We start from the raw sequence: 22,780 nt of genomic DNA on the forward strand, positions 1-22,780 counted from the left end.
CTACCAACTCTTTCTTCATGCAATGCCTGATAACCTTTTTATTTAGGCAAATGCTTTAGAAAGAAATAACAAGAAACATGCAACAAGATTCTCTTATAGATAAACATTCCCAAACAGATCTAACCCCGAATGTCAACCCGCCAAAACTAGGTTTTCTGGGGGTAGGCTGGATTGGACGGAACCGCATGGAAGTAATTGCCCGGCACCAAGCTGGAGAAGTTACTTTAATTTCGGACCCGGTTGCCAGCAATGTAGAAGAAGCCTTAAAATCGGCACCAGCCGCTCAAACTACTGCTTCCTTGGACGAGATGCTTACCAGCGACTTGTATGCCGTAGTTATTGCCACCCCCAGCGCATTACACGCCGAACAAGCCATAGCGGCTTTAAACGCTGGTAAAGCCGTTTTCTGCCAAAAGCCTTTGGGCCGCAATCAAACAGAAACACAAAACGTGGTAGAAGCAGCGCGTGCGGCTAATAAACTGTTGGGCGTGGATTTATCGTACCGGTTTACTCAAGCCATGCAGGAAGTTTACCGGGTAATTCAATCCGGTGAATTAGGGACTATTTACGGCGTGGAGTTAACTTTTCATAATGCCTATGGCCCGGATAAACCCTGGTTTTACGACCCAAAATTATCCGGTGGTGGTTGCGTAATCGACCTGGGTGTGCACCTGGTGGATTTGGCGCTGTGGTGTTTGAATTTCCCGGAGGTAAAAACCGTTACCAGTAGTTTGTACAGTAAAGGACAACCCTTAACCTCGCCAGAAGACCAGGTAGAAGATTACGCAACGGCTAGCATTCAATTACAAAGCGGAGCAAACGTGCAGCTTACCTGCTCCTGGAACTTACCCGCCGGTCAGGAAGCAATTATTAGCGCGGTATTTTATGGCACGCAAGGCGGGGTAGCTTTTAAAAACACCAATGGCTCGTTCTACGATTTTACCGCAGAGCGTTACTACGGTACCCGCACCGAAACCTTGTGTTTCCCACCGGATGATTGGTCGGGCCGCGCGGGAGTTGTATGGGCCAACCGGGTAGCCGCCGGCGAACAATTTAATTCCGAAGCTGAAGAATTTGTAAAAGTAGCGGAAGTATTGGATAAAATTTATGGAAGATAGTAGATGAACCAAGCCGGCAAGCCATTAAAACTTTTATTAACCGCCGATACCGTCGGCGGCGTGTGGACCTATGCCCTCGATTTAATAAAAGCTCTGGCTCCGTACGGCACCCAAATCGCGCTGGCTACTATGGGCGCTTTCCTGTCGCCGTTGCAATACGAACAAATCAAATCTTTATCCAACGTAGTTCTCTACGAAAGCAATTACAAGCTGGAGTGGATGGAGAACCCCTGGGAAGAAGTAACTGCGGCCGGCGAATGGCTCCTGAAAATCAACCAGGAATTTAAGCCCGACCTGATTCACTTAAACAATTTGGTACACGGTAATTTAAACTGGGGAAAACCGGTAATACAGGTGGTTCATTCCTGCGTGCAGTCGTGGTGGCAAGGCGTTAAAAAAGAAGCGGCCCCCGAAAGCTGGCTCACTTACCGCCACCAGGTTACACAAAGTTTACGTGCCGCGCAAGTGGTGGTGGCTCCCACCCTGACCATGCTGGAAGAAGCCGAAACTTTGTATGGCCCTTTTCATAACCATTTGGTAATTCATAATGGCCGCGATTTAGGTTTATTCCGGTATGCTTCGAAAGAGCCTTTTATTTTTAGCATGGGGCGGTTGTGGGACGAAGCCAAAAACATAACGCTTCTAACCCAGGTAGCCGCCGAATTAAGCTGGCCCGTACTGATTGCCGGGAACGCCCAACATCCCGTAACCGGCAAAATTTTAAAATTTCCGAATGTGCAGTTCCTGGGCCATTTAGGGTACGCCGCTATTGCAGATTATTTAAGTAGGGCTTCCATTTTTGCTTTGCCGGCCAAGTATGAACCATTCGGCTTATCGGCCTTAGAAGCCGGCTTATCAGGCTGCGCCTTGGTGCTGGGCAACATTCCGAGCCAAAAAGAAATCTGGCAGCATACCGCTACTTACGTTGATCCGAATAATGCGGAACAACTCAAAACCACTTTATCGAAACTAATCGAGGATGAGTTTATCCGGAATATTTTTAGCTATCGGGCATTAAACGTGGCCCAGCAGTACAGTGCCGAACAAATGGCATCGGAGTACCTGGATTTATACCAGCAACTCTTGTAAGAGAGGTAAATTTTTAAAAATTCAGCTTTAATTTAACATAATAATGAAAATAGTTCTCTTCTACCATTCCCTGCTTTCTGACTGGAACCACGGGAATGCGCATTTTTTAAGAGGCATCGTGCAGGAGTTAAAAGTGAGAGGCCACGAAGTGCAAGTTTACGAGCCCGAAAATGGCTGGAGTCTGCAGAATTTAGTGAATGAATACGGACCCGAAAAATTAAACGAACTGCACAGCTATTATCCAGGCTTGGCCACCAACTTCTATAATCTGGATACGCTTAAACTGGATTCGGTTTTATTAAACGCGGATTTGGTGCTGGTGCACGAGTGGAACGATCATGAGCTGGTAAAACGCATTGGCGAACACCGGATAGGTAAAAATTACAAATTGCTTTTCCACGATACCCACCACCGCGCTGTAACCGAAAAAAGCAGCATGGCCGCCTACGATTTATCGCACTACGATGGCGTATTGGCTTTTGGTGAAGTGATCAAGAATATTTACCTGCAGGAACAATGGACGCAAAAAGCCTGGACCTGGCACGAAGCCGCCGATGATTCGGTGTTTTACCCGCGTACGAAAACTGAACTACAAGGCGATTTGGTTTGGATCGGGAACTGGGGCGATGAAGAACGTACCGCCGAGCTGCACGAATTTTTAATAAATCCAGTGAAAGAACTAGGTTTAAAAGCGAAAATTTACGGGGTCCGTTACCCGGAGCACGCCTTAAAATCTTTAGCCGATGCGGGTATTGAATACGGCGGCTGGTTACCCAACTACAAAGCGCCCGAAGAGTTTGCCAAATACAAAGTAACCGTACACGTGCCACGTCGACCTTACGTGGAGGCTTTACCCGGCATTCCTACCATCCGGCCCTTTGAAGCTTTAAGTTGCGGTATTCCTTTAATAACAGCGCCCTGGGAAGATGCCGAAAACTTATTCACGCCCGGTCAGGATTTTCTGGTAGCGCAAAACGGCGAAGAAATGAAACAGCATTTAAGAACCGTACTTTCCGACGAAAACAAAGCCGGCGCGTTAGTGGCACAAGGCTTAAAAACCATTAACCAGCGGCATACCTGCGCGCACCGGGTAAATGAATTAGAAATTATCTGCGGAGAGCTGGGCATTGATTCTGCTAAAATATTGGGCAACAAAAAAGAACAAAACTTACATGCAAAATAAGAAAAATTTAAAAATTGCTTTTTTTGGTTCCAGCCTGGTGTCGGCTTATTGGAACGGAGCGGCCACGTATTACCGGGGCATTGTGCGGGCTTTACACCAACGTGGCCATGAGGTTACTTTTTACGAACCAGATGCCTACCAGCGTCAGGAAAACCGCGATATGCCCGACCCGGATTGGGCCAAAGTGGTGGTTTATCCCGCTACCGAAGAAGCCGTGTTACAAGCCCTGGAAGATGCCACTCACGCGGATATTGTAGTAAAAGCCAGCGGAGTTGGTGTTTTTGACGAGTTGCTGGAAGCTGAAGTTTTAAAATTACAAACGCCCGACCGGACTGTTATTTTCTGGGACGTAGATGCGCCGGCCACCCTGGACCGCGTGCAGCACAACCCGCAAGACTCTTTCCGGAACCATATTCCGCAGTACGATTTAATTTTAACGTATGGCGGCGGCGAACCGGTAATCCAAGCCTACGAAGCTTTAGGCGCCAAACAATGCGTACCTATTTATAATGCTTTAGATACCGCTACCCATTTTCCGGTAGAACCTAATCCAAAATTTGCCTGCGACTTAGCTTTTCTGGGTAACCGCTTGCCCGACCGCGAAGCCCGGGTAGAACAATTCTTTTTAGATGTGGCCGCCAAATGTCCGGAGCAAACCTTTATGATTGGCGGTAGTGGCTGGGGCGATAAGCCGATGAGCCCTAACGTAAAATACATTGGCCACGTGTTTACTCAGGATCATAATGCCTTTAACTGCACGCCCAAAGCGGTTTTAAATATCAGCCGCGAAAGCATGGCCCGTTATGGCTTCTCGCCGGCAACCCGGGTATTTGAAGCAGCCGGCGCCGCCGCTTGCATTATTACCGATTATTGGGAAGGTATTGATTTCTTTTTTGAACCCGGCACCGAAATCCTAGTAGCCCGAGATGGCGACGAAGTAGCCCAGATTATGGCCGGTTTAACAGAAGAAAAAGCAAAATCCATTGGTGAAGCCGCTTATAAAAAAGTTTTAGCTGCCCATACCTACGACCATCGTGCCGACCAGTTAGACCAACTGCTTTTCAGCAAAATAAGTAAAAAAGCCGGGGAGTTAGTATGAAGCAGGAATCCTTAAACATTGTTATTCTGGGTTTATCCATTACTTCGTCCTGGGGAAATGGTCACGCTACTACGTTCCGGGGTTTGGTGCGCGAACTGGCTAACCGCGGGCATCGGGTTTTGTTTCTGGAAAGAGATGTGCCGTGGTACGCTTCCAGCCGCGATTTACCTAACCCGGGTTATTGCGACACGCAATTGTATACCTCCCTGGATGATCTGCAAACCCGGTTTACCGAACAAGTACGCGAAGCCGATTTTGTAATGGTAGGTTCTTACGTTCCGGAAGGCGTAGCGGTCGGGCAATGGGTCATTAATACCGCGCAAGGCATTAAAGCTTTTTACGATATCGACACGCCGGTTACTTTAGCTAAACTGGAACGCCAGGATTACGAGTATTTGCATCCGCGGCTCATTCCGCAGTACGATTTATATTTATCCTTTACAGGCGGACCAACGTTAGATTTACTCGAACAAAAATATGGTTCGCCCAAAGCCCGGCCATTGTACTGTTCTTTCGATCCGGATTTGTATTTCCCGGAATTGCAGGAGTTAAAATGGGACCTGGGTTATTTAGGAACTTACAGCGACGACCGGCAACCGCCTTTAGAAAAATTAATGCTGGATGCCGCCCGCGCCTGGCCGGAAGGCAAGTTTGTAGTGGCCGGCCCGCAGTACCCCGAAACCATTCAGTGGCCCGCCAACACGCAATACATCCATCATTTGCCGCCCGCGGAGCACCGGAAGTTTTACAACAGCCAACGCTTTACCCAAAATATTACGCGGGTAGATATGATTAAAGCGGGTTATTCCCCTAGCGTTCGTTTGTTTGAAGCGGCCGCTTGCGGTACGCCCATTATCAGCGATTATTGGAATGGCCTGGACTCAATTTTTAAATTTGAATCCGAAATCCTGGTTTCTTACTCCGCCGCCGATACTTTGCGGTTTTTAAAGGAAATTTCAGAACCGGAAAGAAAAGCCATTGGCGAAAAAGCCCGGCAAAAAGTTTTAGTGCAGCATACCGCGGCGCACCGGGCTTTAGAAGTAGAACAATACATCCGGGAATACAAGATTTTAGCTTAAGCAAACCAATGTAAGTAGCTCCGAAAAGCAAATTTTTAAAAATTTCGTTTTTCGGAGCTGCTTACATTTACCATTAACTGCCTTTTACTTTATTTTTCCGGAAAACGTCTTATTGCTACCGGTGCTATAAAACAGAAGCTTTTGGCTAATGGCTAAGCTTTCCTCAAAATGCTTTTTTTTAATAATTAAAAAGAAAATTACATAACATAACCTCTTACCAAAGAGTATACCCACACAACAAAATTTAGCTTAAATATTCATGAGTACGTTGCAGCAGGAAATTGAACAACTAGGTCCGTGGTTTCATAATATTCACTTACCCGATGGTACTCAAACCGCGCCCCACCACACGCTGGGTGACTTTCCGGCTTTTAAATGGAAAGACATTGCGCCCTCCATTCCCGAAGATTTAAGCGGCTGGAACGTGCTGGATGTGGGCTGTAATGCGGGTTATTACACCTTGCAATTAGCCCAAAGAGGGGCGCAGGTTCTGGCCATTGATATAGACCCACATTACTTAAAACAAGGTACCTGGGTGGCCAAACAGTTCAACCTAAGTCATCAAATTGAGTTCCGGCAAATGCAGGTGTACGATGTGGTAAAGCTGGAACAAAGCTTTGATTTAATCTGGTACATGGGCGTGCTGTATCATTTGCGGTATCCTTTGCTTTCTTTGGACATCCTTTCCCAAAAATTAAAGCGGCTCATGGTTTTTCAAACCTTAACCATGCCGGGCGAAGAAGTGGCCGAGATACCTTACGATTTAGATTTTAATGCCCGCGAAAAAATGCAGCAAGATGGCTGGCCCAAAATGGCGTTTATCGAAAACCGGCTCGCCGGCGATGTCACCAACTGGTGGGCGCCCAACCACGCGGGCATTGAGGCCATGCTGCGCTCCTGCGGTTTAAAAGTTACCCAACGCCCCGCCCACGAAATTTACCTCTGCGAACCCGATCCCGATAACAACAAAAGTGTCCATTCCTGGAACAGCTCCGAGTATTTATCGGCAACCGGGCAAAACTGGTCCGAAGCCGTAAAAGAAAAAGTTACCCACAAAAACCGGACATTAACTTCGTAATTAAATTAAAACGGTTAACCCCGCCTTAGGCTTAAACCGAGATAAGGCTAATTTTTTAAAAATTTACATTTCTGAGTAGTACGTAATTCTGGAGTAGCAGCGTAGCCGATAGGTAATAATTTTCAAAATGTTAGATTACGAAGTAAAAGTGAAGCCCGGGGAAAAACAGGTAAGCCTGCCCTGGATTCAGGTAGCACCGAATGCCCCGTATTTTATTACCGAAACCGGCGAAAACTGGACGCCCATTGGTCAGAACGATGCGATTACCTGGCCGGATTTTGCCGGTTTATTCCGCCGGAAAGATTATGGCGCCGTAGAAAACCATTTGGCTTATTTAGTAGACCATGGCGTAAACTGCTTACGGTTTATGCTGGAATACGCCCAAACCGAGAACCGCTACCTCGAAAAACCGGTAGGCAAGTTTCAGCCGAACATGCTCAAGTTGTGGGACGATTTATTTGCACTTTGCGAAAAATACAGCTTACGCATTCTGCTCACGCCTTACGATACTTTTTGGATGTGGATCCGCTGGAAACATCATCCTTATAATAAAGCAAACGGTGGACCCTGCGCCAAACGGTCGCGGTGGTTGTTGTGCCCGGATACGCTGCATGCCATTAAAAACCGATTAACATTTGCCGCAGAGCGTTGGGGCCGCAGTGGCGCTTTGTTTGCCTGGGATTTGTGGAACGAAATTCACCCGGCACACGCCGAAAATAACACGGAAGTTTTTTACCAGTTTATTCAGGAAATAAGCACCCATTTGCGCGAAGTGGAAATGGGTTTGTACGGCCGCACGCACTTGCAAACCGTTTCCCTATTCGGGCCGGTTTTGTACGAGCATCCGGCCGTAGCCGATGTTATTTTCCGGCACCCGCAACTCGATTTTGCTACTACCCATTTTTACGATGCCAAAACCATTAATCACCCGAAAGATACCGTAAACTCGGCCATTTGCACGGGAGCTTTGGTGCGGGAAGCCCTAGAACATTTACATCAGCCCAAACCTTTTTTTGATAGTGAACACGGACCGATTCACAATTTTAAAGATTTGCGAAAAACCTTGCCCGATGATTTTGACGATGAGTACTTCCGGCACATTCAATGGTCACACCTGGCATCGGGGGCAGCTGGCGGTGGTATGCGCTGGCCCAACCGCCACCCGCACGTACTTACGCCGGGCATGCGCGTAGCTCAATCCAGCTTAGCTAAGTTTGCGCAACTTATTAACTGGTCTACCTTTAAACGCCAAAACCTGAATCAGGAAATAAAAATATCTTCTCCGGCCTTTGCCAAATTTGGCTGTGCCGACGACAAGCAAGCAATTGTGTATTTATTGCGCCAGGATAAACGCGATAAAAAGAAGATGGTAGATAGAACTGCCCCCGCTATTCCGGTTACTGTTTCGGTGCCGGACTTACAACCTGGTTCTTACCAAGTATTTTTCTGGAAAACGCAAGAAGGTTTTTTACTATCGCAGCAAGTAGTAGAAGTAAAACAAAGCCAAGAACTTACATTGGAAATTCCGCCTATTGTTACGGATATCGCCGTAGCCATTAAGCAGATTTAAGAATTGGCTACTTAATGACTACGGGATAACACCAGAATTTAAAATTTTTAAAAATTTTAGATTCTGGCAAATTCAAAACATTCTTTAGTATATCGGCGGATAGTTTTCCGGATCTGCTTCTTGCATTAACTCATAAGCCGCGTCAAAAATATCTTCTACATTCGGTTTAGAGAAATAATCGCCATCGGAAGAATAAGAAGGCCGGTGTTCCTGCGCTGAAATGGCCCGCGGTTGGGCATCCAGCCATTTATAAGCGCCTTGTTCGTCCAATACTTTCTGCATCATAAAGGCGCTTCCACCACCCGGAACATCTTCGTCGGCAAATATTATTTTGTTGGTTTTCTTTACAGATTCCAGAATCATATTCGGAATATCGAATGGCAGCAAGGTTTGCACATCAATGACTTCCACTGAAATCTTAAATTCGGCTAATTGCTGCGCCGCTTCCATTACCACCCGGCACATCGAACCATAGGTAACTACCGTTACGTGCTCTCCGGAACGCAAAATTTCCGGAACTCCAAGGGGTACCGTAATTTCGCCAATATTGGTTGGCATGCGCTCTTTTAAACGGTAACCATTTAAGCACTCTATAATTAATGCCGGATCGTCGGATTTTAACAGCGTATTGTAAAAACCTGCAGCTTGGGTCATGTTACGGGGTACCAAAACGTGCATACCGCGCAACGTATTTAAAACCATGCCCATGGGAGAGCCCGAATGCCACACTCCTTCGAGCCGGTGCCCGCGGGTCCGGATAATTACCGGGGCTTTCTGGCCGCCTTTGGTACGGTAATGCAAACAAGCTAAATCGTCGGATAAAGTTTGAATGGCGTAAATCAGATAATCCAGGTATTGAATCTCGGCGATGGGGCGCAAACCCCGCAACGCAGCGCCAATCCCCTGCCCCACAATGGTGCATTCCCGGATACCGGTATCGGTAACGCGTAGTTCCCCGAATTTATCTTGCAGGCCGGCAAAAGCTTGGTTTACATCCCCAATTTTACCTACATCTTCGCCGATAGCAAACAAACGTGGTTCGCGGGTTAAGGCAGCAGCAAAACAAGCTCTTAATACTTCGCGGGCATCTACCAGCGGGCTGTTCTCGTCGTATTCCGGTTTTACTTCGCCCACTAATAAAGGGGATTCTTCGGATTGGCTGATTAAATAAGAATTGTACCGGTCAGCATTCTCCCCGATTACTTGCTCCAACCAACTTAACAAATTACGCCGGCTTTTCAATCTTTCCTGACGTACGTAACGTAGCGCTTTTTTAACGGCTTTTACCGCGTCGTATCGATTGGGAATGGTATTTTTGCGTAGTTCTTCGGCAATACCGGCTATCTGAGTAGCGTGACTATTAGCCGTTTCGGTGGCCAGTTTATCCAGGAGCGCCAGTGCTTCGTTATGGTCGGCTTTTACACCCCCAATGTAATCGTTCCAGGCGGCTAAACGGGCTTGCCGTACCGCTTCGCGGCCTTCAGCTTCCAGGTGGTCCAGCATTTCGGTGGTCGCGTATTCGTTCGCCAGAATCCACTCGCGCATGCACTTTAAGCAATCGTGTTCTTCTTCCCAGGCCAAACGCTCTTTTGATTTATAACGCTCGTGCGAGCCGGAGGTGGAATGCCCTTGAGGTTGGGTCATTTCCTGCACATGTATTAATACGGGCACGTGTTGTTCGCGGCACAGGTCCACGGCGTAAGCGTATAAATTGCATAATGCTTCGTAATCCCAGCCTTTTACCGTAAATATTTCGTAGCCGGGCTCTTCCGGACTGTCGCGCTGAAAACCCGAAAGAATTTTAGAAATATTGCCTTTGGTCATTTGGTATTCATTCGGTACCGAAATACCGTAATCGTCGTCCCAAACCGAAAGAAGCATAGGCACTTGCAAAACTCCAGCCGCATTAAATGCTTCAAAAAACATCCCCTCGGCGGTAGAGGCATTACCAATGGTACCAAAGGCTACTTCGTTACCATTTATCGAAAAATTAGTAAATTCCTGTAAGTCCGGGTTAAGCCGGTATAGTTTAGAAGCGTAAGCTAAACCCAATAAGCGGGGCATCTGCGCGGCGGTGGGCGAAATATCAGCGCTGGAATTTTTAATTTCCATCAAATTTTTCCACTTGCCGTCTTCATCCAGAGAGCGGGTACTAAAGTGCCCATTCATGCAGCGGCCGGCGGTAGCGGGCTCGGCTTCCACATCGGCGTGGGCATACAGTTGCGCAAAATACTGCTGAAGCGTTAACTCCCCGGTAGCAAACATAAACGTTTGATCGCGGTAATAACCCGAACGAAAATCGCCGTTCCGGAAATACTTCGCCATCGCCAACTGTGCTACTTCTTTCCCATCCCCAAAAATCCCGAACTTAGCTTTACCCATAAAAACTTCCTTGCGGCCAGTAAGACTTGCTTGCCGGCTTTCGTAAGCTAATCGGTAGTCTCGTAGTATTTCCTCTCTGCTGAGAGCCTGTTTTTGTACGAGTGCAGCAGTTTGCATCATAGTCAAAGTTTAGAGGCAAATTAAGTTAATGGTTCAAAATACGGAAATTTTACCCGTAAATCAAACCCGTAAACCCAAGCGCCTCCCTTTTGGTTTAAGTTTAACGCTAAATTCCGTATTTATGTTTTTGCGGGATTAATGCTATATTTGTAACAATTCTACGGTTGCAAATATAATTTTAAAGGCTATATACATGAAATTGATACCATTACTTATTTCGGCAATTTGCCTTATATTGATATCACCCTTTACCCAGGCTCAAGGTGTATTAAAGTTTGAAAAAGAAACCCACGAATTTGGCAATATTGCCGAAGGCATGCAGGCTACTTACGCGTTTAAATTTAAAAATACCGGCGATCAGCCCATCGTTATTTCCCAAGTGCAGCCTTCCTGCGGCTGCACTACCCCCGACTGGACCAAAGAGCCCGTGTTACCGGGTAAAACGGGCATGGTAAAAGCAGTTTATAACAGCACCGGCCGGCCGGGCGCCTTTCACAAAAGCATTACCGTTACCAGCAACGCAGGTACTCCTACCCAGGCCTTGTTTATAAAAGGTACAGTAATAGATAAATCTGCGGTAAAAGTAAGTTCTACACCGGCTCAATTAGCTAATTCCCCGCGGCTTACTGTAAATAAAAAGCTGCATGATTTTGGCAAACTGGAGCTCGGGCAAAAAGCACCTGCCCAAATTATTGTGAAAAATACTGGAAAACAGCCGCTTAGAATACAAGGGTTAAAATCGCCTTGTAACTGTATTAATTATAGAATTGCGTCTGAAGAAATTGCTCCCGGAAATGAAGAAATTTTGGAACTAACTTATACCCAGCGGGTGTTAGGAGAACAAATAGAACAAGTAAAGTTCATTTCTAACGATATTGTATCCTCCGAAACTATCTTGGAATTAAAAGCTAAAGTAGTGAAGAGTTTAAATACTACCAGCATTATAAAGGAGAGCAGCGCTGCTGTTCCGTTTAAATAGTTTTTTCATAGTTTTATTTTGACTAATGGCAGTGATTTTATCACTGCCTTTTTTTATTTAAGTCAGCTCCCCGTGTTTCCTTTATTTTAAAAATAATTTTTAAACCTAATAGTTAATCTACAGCTTAATTATACGCTTACCCAGTAAGTTTCACTAACTTTGGAACTGTATTTGAGCACCTGATACCACCTAATAATTTACCCTTAAAACCAATGATCATAGGCGTTCCGAAAGAAATTAAAAATAACGAAAACCGGGTGGCCCTGACGCCAGCCGGGGTTGCAGAATTAAAAAAACACCACCACACCATTTACGTGCAAAGCACCGCCGGTAGCGGCAGTGGCTTTACGGATGCCGAATACGAGCAGGCAGGCGCGCAAATACTAGCTACTATCGAAGAAGTTTACGGTACTGCCGATATGATTATTAAGGTAAAAGAGCCAATCGCCCCAGAATATAATTTTATTAAGGAAGGCCAGCTACTTTTCACTTATTTCCATTTTGCTTCTTCCGAAGAATTAACCCAGGCCATGATTGCCCGCAAAGCTATTTGTCTGGCTTACGAAACTGTGGAGCGTAAAGACGGATCGCTGCCGTTATTAGTGCCCATGAGCGAAGTAGCCGGCCGGATGGCTCCCCAGGAAGGAGCCAAATATTTAGAAAAACCTTTAAAAGGTCGCGGTATTTTACTGGGAGGCGTACCCGGAGTAAAGCCAGCGCATGTGTTAATTTTGGGTGGCGGGGTAGTTGGTACCCAGGCTGCTAAAATTGCGGCTGGTTTGGGTGCCCAGGTAACTATTATGGATATAAACCTGAACCGCTTACGGGAACTAGCTGATTTTATGCCCGCTAACGTTATTACGCAGTACTCAAACGAGTATAACATCCGGGAAGCCATTAAAACCGCTGATTTAATTATTGGTGCGGTATTAATACCCGGTGCCAAAGCACCGCACCTGATTACCCGCGACATGTTAAAAGAAATGAAACCTGGTACCGTATTGGTAGACGTAGCCGTAGACCAGGGCGGTTGCATTGAAACCTGCCAACCTACCACCCACGAAAACCCGACTTATATTATTGATGATGTAGTGCATTACTGCGTGGCCAATATGCCGGGGGCTGTACCTTATACCTCTACTTTAGCTTTAACCAATGCCACTTTGCCTTACGCCGTGCAACTGGCCAATAAAGGCTGGCAAAAAGCGTGTTTAGATAATCCGGAGTTACGCTCGGGGTTGAACGTGGTAAACGGCGAGGTTGTATACAAAGGCGTAGCCGATGCCTGGAATTTAAAATTAAGCAACACTACCGAACTACTGGAACCGGTTCATTAATTTTTTAAATTTTTTAATTTATTGGTAAAGCCTTTCCAGCTACGTTGGAAAGGCTTTATTTTGCAGGCTAGTTTCAATTAAATGTTCGATCCTTTTTTAAAAATTATATTTAAACGGCTTGGTTTGCTGCTGCTCACGTACCAGTTGTTGCGGGTGGCATTTTTTCTGGCTAATTTGCCTACTTTTAACCAAATACCAGCCGAAAATCTTTTTTGGGCTTTTGTTTATAGTTTGCGTTTTGATTTTTCCGCCATTTTACTGATTAATATCCCTTTTCTTTTTTTCTCGCTGGCACCCACGCAAATATTGTATCGGGTAGGTTATCAGAAATTTTTAAAAATTCTTTATTTCGTTGTAAATGCGCCTTTTATTCTACTAAACTTAGTTGATACCGAGTATTTTAAATTTATCGGCCGGCGCTCTACCAACGAAGTTGCAACCATTACCCAGGATATTTTGGCGCAAGCTATTCAGTTAACGCAGCATTACTGGTATATCTTACTTCTATTTATTATTCTATTAACTGGCCTTTATTTCTTATATCCCGATAAATTCGCGTACCACCACCAAAAACCCCGGCGTAAAATCTGGCAAGTAGTGGTATTAACTTTAGCCACCATTATTTTAATCCGGGGCGGTATCCAGTATAAACCTATCCGGGTGAGCAGCGCTTTTAATTACGAACCACCGGTATTAGGCAACCTGGTGCTGAATAGCACCTTTACTTTTATGCGCAGCCTGAACAAACGAACCATCGACCGGGCACGCTACTTTACCAACCGGCAAGAACTGCTGCAAACCATTGACTTTGACCCGCAAAAAGCATCCATAACAACTGGCGAACCTGTGCGGGATAACGTGGTAATCTTGATTCTGGAAAGTTTTGGTTCGGAGTATACCGGCATTGAGAATGGCGGAAAAGGGTACACGCCTTTCTTTGATTCTTTAGCGACGCAAGGCTTGTTTTTCCGGGAGAATTACGCCAACGGCCGTCGCTCCATCGAAGCACTACCGTCTATTTTGTCGGGCCTACCTTCTTTAATGGATAATCCGTTTATGGCATCGGCCTACCAAGGCAACGAAATTTACGGCATTGGCAGTGTTTTACAACCGCTGGGTTATTATACTTCTTTTTACCACGGCGGGGCCAATGGCACCATGAGTTTTAACGCTTTTGCCAAGTTGGCGGGCTTTGCCCGTTATTACGGTTTAGATGAATACCCAGCCGCGCGGCGCGAAGCCGATTTTGATGGCAACTGGGGCATTTTTGATGAGCCTTATTTGCAGTACGTGTCCAAACAACTTACGCAGCAGCCGCAGCCTTTTATCACTGGGGTTTTTACACTCAGCGCTCATCACCCATATACCTTACCGGCTAAATACCAGGATGCTTTCCCGAAAGGAAATTTAAAAATTCACCGAACCATTGGCTACACCGATTTTGCGCTGAAGCAATTTTTTAAAGCGGCTGCCAAAGAGCCCTGGTACCCCAATACTTTATTTGTTTTAACCGCCGACCACACCCAGCAAGTGTATCGAAAAGATTATAAAAACCGCTTGGGTTATCACAAAGTGCCTTTGCTGTTCTTTCATCCGGGTAAAAAATTTGCGCACGTTAATACTCGAAAAGTAACCCAGCATGCCGACATAATGCCCACCCTGGTAGATTATTTAAATGTTCCGACGAATAAGCTATTACCCTTTGGGAAATCGGTACTGAAAGATAGTAATAAAGGCCAGGCTCTTATCTACAGCGATGGTATTTACACCCTGGTTCGTCCGGATTTTATTACCGAGTTGCCCCCCGATGGCGAAACCAAGCTTTACAAATACAAATCGCACGGGCTTGTTCATTTAAAGAATCAACCTGAACAGATTAAAAAAACTTACTCCCGCGAACTGGAAGCTTACGTGCAATACTTCCGGAATGCCTTACTGGATAATAATTTATACTTTTGGCTATATCCCGGCAAACCCGCCATTGCTCCTTAGTGGTAAAACGAAAAGCTGGAATTTAAAATTTTAAAAATTTGCCGGTTTAATGCCCTGCGGTTTTCTCGTTAACGGCAAGCTATTTATTAATTATACTTGCTGGTAAACCGGAATACTCGCCAAGGGAAAAACGGTATTATTTTTAAAATCTACTTGCCAGCAATAATGCTCCAGACCGTTGGTGAGCACCACGTATTTAGCCCGGATATTCTGATTATAGGTGGTTGCTTGCCGGATGGTAGTTTCGGTAATTTTAATCGAAGTTGCTTTACATTCCACTAACATGCTTACCTGCCCGGCTGTATCAAACACGCAGATATCGGTGCGCTTGTTCAGGGTGTTATACTTTAAGCCCCGTTCCGGCGAAATTAAACCTTTGGGGTATTGTAAATGCTGCACCAAGTAATGAATAAAATGCTGCCGGACCCACTCTTCCGGCGTTAAAACCAGGTACTTTCTGCGGATAAAATCAAAAATATAAAAATTATCATCCGCCTGTTTTACCTGAACCGCGTATGCCGGCAAGTTTAATTCCTCCATCTCTAATTACAAACCCAGATTTTTAAAAATGTACTTAAACTAACTTTCGGCCAAAGATAAAACCTTTCTACTTTTTAACTAGCCAACTTTATCGCCTTACTACCGTGTAACAAACAACCTTTTAACTTTGCAACCAGAATAACCTGTAACTTGCAACTTGTAACCATTCACTATGAAATCAAAAGAAGAAATTGTCCGGAATTGGCTTCCCCGCTACACGGGTATGGCTCTCGATGAGTTCGGCGAATATATTTTGCTTACCAATTTTATTAACTACGTGGCAATGTTCTCGGAACGTTTTAACTGCGAAATCCGGGGCATGAACAAACCCATGCAATCGGCCACGGCCAATAACATCACCATCATTAATTTTGGCATGGGCAGCCCCATGGCCGCCACGGTAATGGATTTGCTGTCGGCGGTGCAACCCAAAGCGGCTTTGTTTTTAGGCAAATGCGGCGGTATTAAAGAAAAAGTAAAACTCGGCGATTTAATATTGCCGATTGCGGCCATTCGCGGCGAAGGTACTTCCGATGATTATTTACCGCCCGAAATTCCGGCCCTACCTTCTTTCCGGTTACAACGTTCGGTTTCGTCGATGATTAAGAAACACGAAATGGATTACTGGACCGGCACCGTTTATACCACCAACCGCCGAGTGTGGGAACACGACGAAGAATTTAAAGCTTATCTGCGTTCGGTGCGGGTAATGGGCATTGATATGGAAACCGCTACTATTTTTGTAGTAGGTTTTATGAACCATATTCCACATGGGGCCCTCTTGCTGGTATCGGATAACCCAATGACCCCGGAAGGGGTTAAAACTGCCGAAAGCGATTTAAAAGTTACCACCAACTTTGTTGAAAAACATTTAAGCATTGGCATCGACGCCATGATTGAACTCCGCGACTCCGGCGAATCGGTGAAACACTTACGCTATGAATAAACAATTGATGTGGAGCTTCGGGGGTTTATTCCTGGTTGCTTTCTCAGTTTTACTAACTTTCTGCCAGTCTAAAACTAAAGTTGACCTGATTGTTTACAATGCCCGGGTTTATACCGTTAATCCAAATTTTGATGAAGCTCAGGCATTTGCGGTGCAGGATGGTAAGTTTGTAGCCATAGGTTTAACCGAAGAAATTCGTGGTAAGTATGCGGCCCAACAGGAAATGGATGCACAGGGCAAACCCGTATACCCCGGCTTTATTGATGCGCATGCCCACTTTTACGGTTACGCCTTAAACTTACAACAAGCCGACTTGGTGGGTACTAGGTCGTTTGCGGAGGTAGTACAAAAGCTGGAACAACATCGCCAGAAATACCCCAAGGCTGCGTGGTTGCTAGGTCGAGGCTGGGACCAAAACGACTGGCAGAATAAAAGTTTTCCTACCCAAGATACTTTAAACCTCTTATTCCCGGATGTTCCGGTTTTTATAGAACGCATCGATGGCCACGCAGCCCTGGTGAATAAAAAAGCGCTGGATTTAGCCGGCATCTCCACCCAAACTAAAATTACCGGCGGGGTAATCGAACAAAATAAAGATAAACTAACCGGCATTTTAGTAGATAATGCCGTAGAGTTGGTGGCCGCAAAAATTCCGGAACCTTCCGGTAAAGAAAAAGTAGCAGCTTTGCTACAGGCACAACAAAACTGCTTTGCCGTGGGCCTGACAACCGTGGTAGATGCCGGTTTAGAAAAACCCGTTATTGATTTGTACGACTCCTTGCAAAAAGCAAAAAATTTAAAAATTCGGTTATATGCCATGCTCAGCCCGTCGGCGGCTAACCAGCATTATTATTTTGAAAATGGACCGTACCATACTGATCGGTTGGATGTAAGCAGTTTTAAAGTATACGCCGATGGGGCTTTAGGCTCGCGCGGAGCGTGCTTGCTACACCCCTACCACGACCGCCCACGAGAAACCGGGTTTTTACTGCGCCAATCCACCGATTACCGGAAACTCGCCGCTGATTTATTCCAACACGGTTTTCAGATGAACACCCACGCCATTGGCGACTCGGCGAACCGCTTACTGGCCGATATTTACGGTGAAGTGTTAAAAAGTAAAAACAACCGCCGCTGGCGCATCGAGCACGCCCAGGTAGTAAATCCAACGGATGTATCCAAATTCGGGAAATACAGCATTATACCGTCGGTACAACCCACACACGCCACTTCGGATATGTACTGGGCCGGCGACCGGCTCGGCACAGAACGCTTGGCTCATGCTTATGCTTATAAAGATTTACTTAATCAGAATGGTTTTATTGCCCTAGGCAGCGACTTTCCGGTGGAGCACATCAATCCTTTGTTTGGTTTTCATGCGGCAGTGGCGCGGCAAGATGCCAAAAATTATCCCGCCGGAGGTTTTCAGATGAATAATGCTTTAGGCCGCGAACAAGCTTTGCGGGGTACTACCATCTGGGCCGCTTACGCCAACTTCGAAGAAAAAAACCGGGGTAGCCTGGAGCCCGGTAAACTGGCGGATTTTGTGATTCTGAACCAGGATATCATGACCGTACCCGCCTCCGAAATCCGAAATACCCAGGTAACAAATACCTTTGTAAACGGCGAGGAAGTTTTCCGGAGAAAGTAAACCGGCGGCAATAAATTGGAAACTCACCTGCACTAAGACTTTACCAACACTGGTGAGTTATTTAGAATTTTATTTTTAAAAATTTCAAATTTTGCATAAGCCTAGCTCTATCTTTTAATCTTTAAACTTACCGTAACTTAAACTTGCACCCCGAGGCAAATTAGCGTACAAAAAACTACCGGATGAATAAGGCAAAGCGTATTTCTTTAAGGCAAAAACTTTACACGATTGTATTTGAGGCCGAAACCAAAGCCGGAAGAACCTTTGATATTATACTTTTATTTTTAATCCTGTTCAGTGTATTTATTATTTGCCTGGAAACAGTACCCAGTATCAATCATCATTTTCGTAGTTATTTTAAAATTTTGGAATGGGTTTTCACTATTCTGTTTAGTTTAGAATACCTGCTTCGAATTTACTCCTCGCCTAGACCATTTCGGTACCTGTTTTCTTTTTTCGGGATTGTAGATTTTTTGGCAATTTTGCCCACCTACCTGAGTCTTATTTTGGGTGGTTACCAGTATTTATTAGTTATCCGGATTTTACGTTTACTTCGGGCTGCCCGTATTTTTAAACTTACCCGGTTTATTAACGAAGGTCAGGTTTTAACACGGGCTTTACGGGCCAGCTTACCTAAAATTTCGGTGTTTTTAGGGGTAGTTTTAATGGTAGTGGTAATTGTGGGTTCTATTATGTATATCGTAGAGGGATCAAAAAACGGATTTACCAGCATTCCCAAAAGTATTTATTGGGCCATTGTAACTTTAACCACCGTGGGCTACGGCGATATTGCCCCGGCAACCACTTTTGGTCAGATACTGGCCAGCTTTTTAATGATAATGGGTTATGGCATAATTGCCGTACCAACCGGCATTGTATCGGTGGAGTTAGCAAACTCCGAAAAGCAAACTTTTAATACCCGTATTTGCCCGCATTGCCACAAAGAAGGCCACGCCAAAGACGCCAACTTCTGCAGTAACTGTGGTAATAATTTAACCTCGCCGGAATCGGATACTACTTCTTAGAGTTAGCTAAAATTTAAAAATTTAAAAAATCAGGCAGCTACCTGGTTTACTTGAGTGCGTTTGCCTTTAATGGTTAATAAGAATACTAAACCAATAAAAAAGAAAATCATCAAGGCCAAAACACTATTGCGCATAGAGCCAGTTACCTGCGCAATGCCGCCGTAGGCTAAAGTACCTAGTACAATGGCCATTTTATCAGTAACATCATAAAAACTAAAAAAAGATGTAGTGTCGCGGGTATTGCTCGGTATTAACTTGCTGTACGTTGATCGGGAAAGCGATTGAATGCCGCCCATAACCACGCCTACAAAGGCTGCCAACAAGTAAAACTGATTTTCGGTGTAAGTAAAATAAGCGCCCACACAAACGCCCACCCAAATAAGTACGGCTACCGCTAAAGCACTAAAATTGCCGTAGGCTTTGGAGAGTTGGGCAAAGCCGTAGGCTCCCGGTATGGCAATTAATTGTAAAACCAAAATAGTAACAATTAAGGCATCTGATTCTAATTTTAATTCTTTATCGCCGAAAACGGTGGCCACATACATTACGGTTTGCACGCCCATGTTGTAAAAAAAGAAAGCCAGCAAAAAGCGTTTTAACAAGTACAGCTTCTTTACCTGCTGCCATACTTTTTTTAACTCCCGAAAACCATTCAACAACCACGAACCTTGGCGATTGCCGGGAGTTTGGCGCTTAGGCAATTTCCAGAAAGTATATTGCGCAAAGCCAAACCACCAGAAACCGGTCAGCAGAAATGAAATACGAGGTGGCAAGCTGGTATTCTGCGGATCGATGCCGAAAAAAGTAGGTTTTAGCACCAAGGCTAAATTAAAAATTAACAAAAGCACGCTACCAATGTAGCCCAGCGAAAACCCGCGGGCACTTAGTTTATCATACTGGTCTTCGGTGGCAATATCAGGGAGGTAGGAGTTATAAAATACAATGCTGCCGTTGTAACCCATAGCGGCCAAAACAAACAAAATAACCGAGATGGTGAAAGTTTCTTTTGTAAAGAAGAAAAGCAAAACACAGGAGATGGAACCCAGGTAGCAGAATAAGCGCATAAACAATTTCTTATGACCGCTGTAATCGGCTATGGCCGTTAAAAGCGGACTGGTACACGCCACCAGTAAATAAGAAAAAGAAATGCAATAAGAAAAAAGTACTGACGAATCCAGATGCCAGCCTAAAAAGTTAACCATGCTGCTACCATCAGGGTTTTTCGCTACAGCACCGTAATAAATCGGGAAAATAGTAGAAATAATAACTAAAGAATATACGGAATTGGCCCAGTCGTAAATGCACCAGGCACGGGTTATGGTGGGGTTGTTTTTTTCCATCAGGAGCTTTATTGTACCAGCTTACTTTTACCGGTAATATAGTACAATTACCGGCGCCTTAAATTATTTCGCTGTAAAATAAGTAACCGGAAAATAGCCGCAAAATCCATTAGGGGATAAATTTTTTAATACAGCATACCAGCCAAAAACAAAATTTTTAAAAAAATCAGCTTTTCCCTCGGCTACCAATAACTAGATTTTACCATTAAAACTATTTAACCAAACTACTTAAAAAGCCACAAACCAGGGCCATCAAAAAACATCTGTTGCTTTATCGCGTTTTAGTTTTTATTACCTGATTGATTAAATGTAATTACATGAAAATTCATCAATTAATTTTTTTGTTCGCGCTGGTGGTGTTGGCAATTTACCTGGGTTTAGGTATTAATCAGTTTAGTAGCATGGGTTACGTTACTACGGCCACCTTGGTAAGCTTTACAACTTTACTGGGTTTGCTTATTTTTTTTCAAAAATATTACGCTAATAAATAATGCCTGGTCTGGCTTACCCTACCCGCTTAGGGGCTTTACGGCTCTGTCTTTCTTTTTGCCTGTTGCTGGCCACCTGGCCTGTAATAGCGCAGCAAGCAGCGCCCAACAAGCACGGATTAAAAGTAATAAATGATCCGGCGGTATACCAAAAGCAAGTTACCCGGGATAAAAGCCTGAATTTAGTAGACCTGGCAACCTTTATTCCGGGAGTTAAATTAGATATAAGGTACGCCACCGCTAATAACTTTTTAGGTGAGCCGGTTTATCCTTCGGCTAAAGCGTATTTAAGGCTGCCGGTGGCCAAGGCTTTAAAAAAGGTGCAAACTGAGTTAAACCAACAAGGCTTGGGTTTAAAAATTTTTGATGCCTACCGCCCTTACCGCGCTACTGTTTATTTTTTCGAGAAATTGCGCGATACCGTATACCTGGCGGTTCCCTGGCAAGGCTCCCGGCACAACCGCGGCTGCACCGTAGATTTAACCCTAATTGATTTAAAAACCGGCCAGGAACTGCAAATGCCCACTTCTTTCGACGATTTTACCAAGAAAGCGCACGTAAATTACCAAGACTTACCACCCGAGGCGATTAAAAACCGCGAATTGCTCAAGCGAGTTATGACCAAACAAGGTTTTCAGGTGTACTCGGAAGAATGGTGGCACTTTGATTACCGAAATTTTAAAAAATTTGATTTGCTCGACATTTCTTTCGAAGACCTGCCCTGATTCGGCTCCCGGATTATCAAAACCATGGCAGCATTTCAAGTTGAAACCCAGGCGCGCATCCCTCTATTTAATTTCATCCGAAAATGAATAAACGCTTTCTTTTCACTCCTCTTTTTGGTTGATTTTAAAAAATGATTTTTTAAATTTTTCAAGAAAAAACAACCGGTCAGAATAATTATTTTTAAAAATAACCTGTAAAATACGCACCCAAAGCCCAATAACTACGAATTGTTTAACGCTTAAATACTTATAACAAAATAATTGGTGCTTATTACCCTGAAAATGACTTTCTTAGAAATACAATTTTAGATTCTTTTCGTATATTACCTATAAAAATTATTTAAGAAGTTATATAATATTTAAATGTATGAACAGAAAGCTTTACGGGATCATTTTAGGGTTGCTTTTGCTCCAATTATCCGCCTGCATGAATTACTATGATCATAAAGTAGAATCGGATTATAGTTATTCCGGAAATTTTAAAAAGTACCGGACTTTTAACTTTATTGGCGTAAAAAATACGGAGGGTGACTCCAGCAAGTTTAATCCTTTTGTTGAAAATGCCATTAAATCCCGCATGGAGGTGCAAGGTTACCGGTTTAATCAAAACCGGCCCGATTTACTGGTTTCGTACAAGTTATTTTACGAAGACCTGCTCCTAAAAGGCTACAACCAGGCCGACATCACCGAATTTATTGAGACCGGCCGTATTTTCGACGAAGATGAAGAATACGACCCTAATATTGAAAAGCGGGAGTACGACCCAGTAAAGTATAATCTAAAAAAAGGCACTTTGTTCATTGTATTAATTGATAAAAAGAAGAACCGGGCGGTTTGGCAGGGATACGCTTCCGGGGTATTAGAAAACACCGTTAAAAATGAAGCTTATTTAAAAAGTGCCGTTCGTTCTATCTTCGACCGCTACAAAGTATTTACCGAAGGCTATTTACAAGCCAGCCAGCAACAAAATTAATTATAGCATGTGCCTGCCTGGGTTACCAGATAAAATTTGCCCTTATCCGGTAACTCAGGCTTTTTC

Annotated in this window: 19 protein-coding genes; 16 read left to right on the top strand and 3 right to left on the bottom strand. The window is 44.5% G+C overall.

Annotation, left to right across the window (positions count from 1 at the left end):
- Positions 1-77: 77 nt before the first annotated feature.
- The 7 genes from HUW51_RS22980 to HUW51_RS23010 all read left to right on the top strand — a co-directional run bounded on the left by HUW51_RS22980 (position 78) and on the right by HUW51_RS23010 (position 8,216).
- A complete protein-coding gene (locus tag HUW51_RS22980; protein WP_185271924.1) occupies positions 78-1,118 on the top strand; it encodes a Gfo/Idh/MocA family protein in 1,041 nt (346 codons plus the stop codon).
- A 3-nt stretch (positions 1,119-1,121) separates the two neighbouring features.
- Entirely contained in the window at positions 1,122-2,207 is a 1,086-nt protein-coding gene (locus HUW51_RS22985; protein ID WP_185271925.1) for a glycosyltransferase family 4 protein, read from the top strand.
- A 43-nt stretch (positions 2,208-2,250) separates the two neighbouring features.
- The gene (locus HUW51_RS22990; protein ID WP_185271926.1) at positions 2,251-3,390 is read left to right on the top strand and encodes a CgeB family protein; all 1,140 of its coding nucleotides are present in this window, start codon (positions 2,251-2,253) and stop codon (positions 3,388-3,390) included.
- On the top strand, positions 3,380-4,489 hold the full coding sequence (locus HUW51_RS22995; RefSeq protein WP_185271927.1) for a CgeB family protein: 1,110 nt from the start codon (positions 3,380-3,382) through the stop codon (positions 4,487-4,489). The genes HUW51_RS22990 and HUW51_RS22995 overlap by 11 nt, the downstream gene beginning before the upstream one ends.
- Positions 4,486-5,568 carry a CgeB family protein gene (locus HUW51_RS23000; RefSeq protein ID WP_185271928.1) on the top strand — a complete coding sequence of 361 codons (1,083 nt, stop codon included), beginning with the start codon at positions 4,486-4,488 and terminating at the stop codon, positions 5,566-5,568. Before HUW51_RS22995 ends, HUW51_RS23000 begins: the two co-directional genes overlap by 4 nt.
- Before the next feature lie 259 nt (positions 5,569-5,827).
- Entirely contained in the window at positions 5,828-6,646 is an 819-nt protein-coding gene (locus HUW51_RS23005) for a TIGR04290 family methyltransferase (protein WP_185271929.1), read from the top strand.
- 127 nt (positions 6,647-6,773) lie between these two features.
- Positions 6,774-8,216, top strand: a complete 1,443-nt coding sequence (locus HUW51_RS23010; protein WP_228466859.1) for a glycoside hydrolase 5 family protein — start codon at positions 6,774-6,776, stop codon at positions 8,214-8,216.
- 84 nt (positions 8,217-8,300) lie between these two features.
- Here the strand turns inward: HUW51_RS23010 and HUW51_RS23015 are convergent, their stop codons facing one another.
- Entirely contained in the window at positions 8,301-10,715 is a 2,415-nt protein-coding gene (locus tag HUW51_RS23015; RefSeq protein WP_185274644.1) for an alpha-ketoacid dehydrogenase subunit alpha/beta, read from the bottom strand.
- A 196-nt stretch (positions 10,716-10,911) separates the two neighbouring features.
- Between HUW51_RS23015 and HUW51_RS23020 the strand changes: the two genes are divergently transcribed.
- The 3 genes from HUW51_RS23020 to HUW51_RS23030 all read left to right on the top strand — a co-directional run bounded on the left by HUW51_RS23020 (position 10,912) and on the right by HUW51_RS23030 (position 15,026).
- Positions 10,912-11,697: a DUF1573 domain-containing protein gene (locus HUW51_RS23020; RefSeq protein WP_185271930.1), complete on the top strand. Its 786-nt coding sequence runs from the start codon at positions 10,912-10,914 to the stop codon at positions 11,695-11,697.
- Positions 11,698-11,909: 212 nt separating this feature from the next.
- Positions 11,910-13,034 (top strand): alanine dehydrogenase, encoded by a 1,125-nt coding sequence (gene ald / locus HUW51_RS23025; protein ID WP_185271931.1) that lies wholly within the window; start codon positions 11,910-11,912, stop codon positions 13,032-13,034.
- Positions 13,035-13,115: 81 nt separating this feature from the next.
- Positions 13,116-15,026 (top strand): LTA synthase family protein, encoded by a 1,911-nt coding sequence (locus HUW51_RS23030; RefSeq protein ID WP_185271932.1) that lies wholly within the window; start codon positions 13,116-13,118, stop codon positions 15,024-15,026.
- Positions 15,027-15,116: 90 nt separating this feature from the next.
- On the opposite strand, the gene HUW51_RS23035 is transcribed toward HUW51_RS23030, so the two are convergent.
- Positions 15,117-15,566: a type I restriction enzyme HsdR N-terminal domain-containing protein gene (locus HUW51_RS23035; protein WP_185271933.1), complete on the bottom strand. Its 450-nt coding sequence runs from the start codon at positions 15,564-15,566 to the stop codon at positions 15,117-15,119.
- Between the two features lie 172 nt (positions 15,567-15,738).
- Between HUW51_RS23035 and HUW51_RS23040 the strand changes: the two genes are divergently transcribed.
- From HUW51_RS23040 to HUW51_RS23050, 3 genes are all read left to right on the top strand, one after another.
- Positions 15,739-16,512 carry an AMP nucleosidase gene (locus HUW51_RS23040; RefSeq protein WP_185271934.1) on the top strand — a complete coding sequence of 258 codons (774 nt, stop codon included), beginning with the start codon at positions 15,739-15,741 and terminating at the stop codon, positions 16,510-16,512.
- Entirely contained in the window at positions 16,505-18,163 is a 1,659-nt protein-coding gene (locus HUW51_RS23045) for an amidohydrolase (RefSeq protein WP_185271935.1), read from the top strand. The genes HUW51_RS23040 and HUW51_RS23045 overlap by 8 nt, the downstream gene beginning before the upstream one ends.
- 182 nt (positions 18,164-18,345) lie before the next feature.
- A complete protein-coding gene (locus HUW51_RS23050; protein WP_185271936.1) occupies positions 18,346-19,188 on the top strand; it encodes an ion transporter in 843 nt (280 codons plus the stop codon).
- Positions 19,189-19,217: 29 nt separating this feature from the next.
- Here HUW51_RS23050 and HUW51_RS23055 read toward each other — a convergent pair whose 3' ends face one another.
- Positions 19,218-20,528, bottom strand: coding sequence for an MFS transporter (locus tag HUW51_RS23055; RefSeq protein ID WP_185271937.1), 1,311 nt, complete (start codon positions 20,526-20,528; stop codon positions 19,218-19,220).
- A 317-nt stretch (positions 20,529-20,845) separates the two neighbouring features.
- Here HUW51_RS23055 and HUW51_RS23060 point away from each other — a divergent pair, with 317 nt between their 5' ends.
- The 3 genes from HUW51_RS23060 to HUW51_RS23070 all read left to right on the top strand — a co-directional run bounded on the left by HUW51_RS23060 (position 20,846) and on the right by HUW51_RS23070 (position 22,714).
- Entirely contained in the window at positions 20,846-21,019 is a 174-nt protein-coding gene (locus HUW51_RS23060) for a hypothetical protein (protein WP_185271938.1), read from the top strand.
- Entirely contained in the window at positions 21,019-21,741 is a 723-nt protein-coding gene (locus tag HUW51_RS23065; RefSeq protein ID WP_185271939.1) for a M15 family metallopeptidase, read from the top strand. Before HUW51_RS23060 ends, HUW51_RS23065 begins: the two co-directional genes overlap by 1 nt.
- Before the next feature lie 367 nt (positions 21,742-22,108).
- A complete protein-coding gene (locus tag HUW51_RS23070; RefSeq protein ID WP_185271940.1) occupies positions 22,109-22,714 on the top strand; it encodes a DUF4136 domain-containing protein in 606 nt (201 codons plus the stop codon).
- Positions 22,715-22,780: the final 66 nt, after the last annotated feature.

This window comes from Adhaeribacter swui, from assembly GCF_014217805.1.
Taxonomy (GTDB): domain Bacteria; phylum Bacteroidota; class Bacteroidia; order Cytophagales; family Hymenobacteraceae; genus Adhaeribacter; species Adhaeribacter swui.

Coding starts and splice junctions, on each gene's coding strand:
- HUW51_RS22980 (WP_185271924.1), top strand. CDS start 78: ATGCAACAAGATTCTCTTATAGATAAACATTCCCAAACAGATCTAACC.
- HUW51_RS22985 (WP_185271925.1), top strand. CDS start 1,122: ATGAACCAAGCCGGCAAGCCATTAAAACTTTTATTAACCGCCGATACC.
- HUW51_RS22990 (WP_185271926.1), top strand. CDS start 2,251: ATGAAAATAGTTCTCTTCTACCATTCCCTGCTTTCTGACTGGAACCAC.
- HUW51_RS22995 (WP_185271927.1), top strand. CDS start 3,380: ATGCAAAATAAGAAAAATTTAAAAATTGCTTTTTTTGGTTCCAGCCTG.
- HUW51_RS23000 (WP_185271928.1), top strand. CDS start 4,486: ATGAAGCAGGAATCCTTAAACATTGTTATTCTGGGTTTATCCATTACT.
- HUW51_RS23005 (WP_185271929.1), top strand. CDS start 5,828: ATGAGTACGTTGCAGCAGGAAATTGAACAACTAGGTCCGTGGTTTCAT.
- HUW51_RS23010 (WP_228466859.1), top strand. CDS start 6,774: ATGTTAGATTACGAAGTAAAAGTGAAGCCCGGGGAAAAACAGGTAAGC.
- HUW51_RS23015 (WP_185274644.1), bottom strand. CDS start 10,715: ATGCAAACTGCTGCACTCGTACAAAAACAGGCTCTCAGCAGAGAGGAA.
- HUW51_RS23020 (WP_185271930.1), top strand. CDS start 10,912: ATGAAATTGATACCATTACTTATTTCGGCAATTTGCCTTATATTGATA.
- ald (WP_185271931.1), top strand. CDS start 11,910: ATGATCATAGGCGTTCCGAAAGAAATTAAAAATAACGAAAACCGGGTG.
- HUW51_RS23030 (WP_185271932.1), top strand. CDS start 13,116: ATGTTCGATCCTTTTTTAAAAATTATATTTAAACGGCTTGGTTTGCTG.
- HUW51_RS23035 (WP_185271933.1), bottom strand. CDS start 15,566: ATGGAGGAATTAAACTTGCCGGCATACGCGGTTCAGGTAAAACAGGCG.
- HUW51_RS23040 (WP_185271934.1), top strand. CDS start 15,739: ATGAAATCAAAAGAAGAAATTGTCCGGAATTGGCTTCCCCGCTACACG.
- HUW51_RS23045 (WP_185271935.1), top strand. CDS start 16,505: ATGAATAAACAATTGATGTGGAGCTTCGGGGGTTTATTCCTGGTTGCT.
- HUW51_RS23050 (WP_185271936.1), top strand. CDS start 18,346: ATGAATAAGGCAAAGCGTATTTCTTTAAGGCAAAAACTTTACACGATT.
- HUW51_RS23055 (WP_185271937.1), bottom strand. CDS start 20,528: ATGGAAAAAAACAACCCCACCATAACCCGTGCCTGGTGCATTTACGAC.
- HUW51_RS23060 (WP_185271938.1), top strand. CDS start 20,846: ATGAAAATTCATCAATTAATTTTTTTGTTCGCGCTGGTGGTGTTGGCA.
- HUW51_RS23065 (WP_185271939.1), top strand. CDS start 21,019: ATGCCTGGTCTGGCTTACCCTACCCGCTTAGGGGCTTTACGGCTCTGT.
- HUW51_RS23070 (WP_185271940.1), top strand. CDS start 22,109: ATGAACAGAAAGCTTTACGGGATCATTTTAGGGTTGCTTTTGCTCCAA.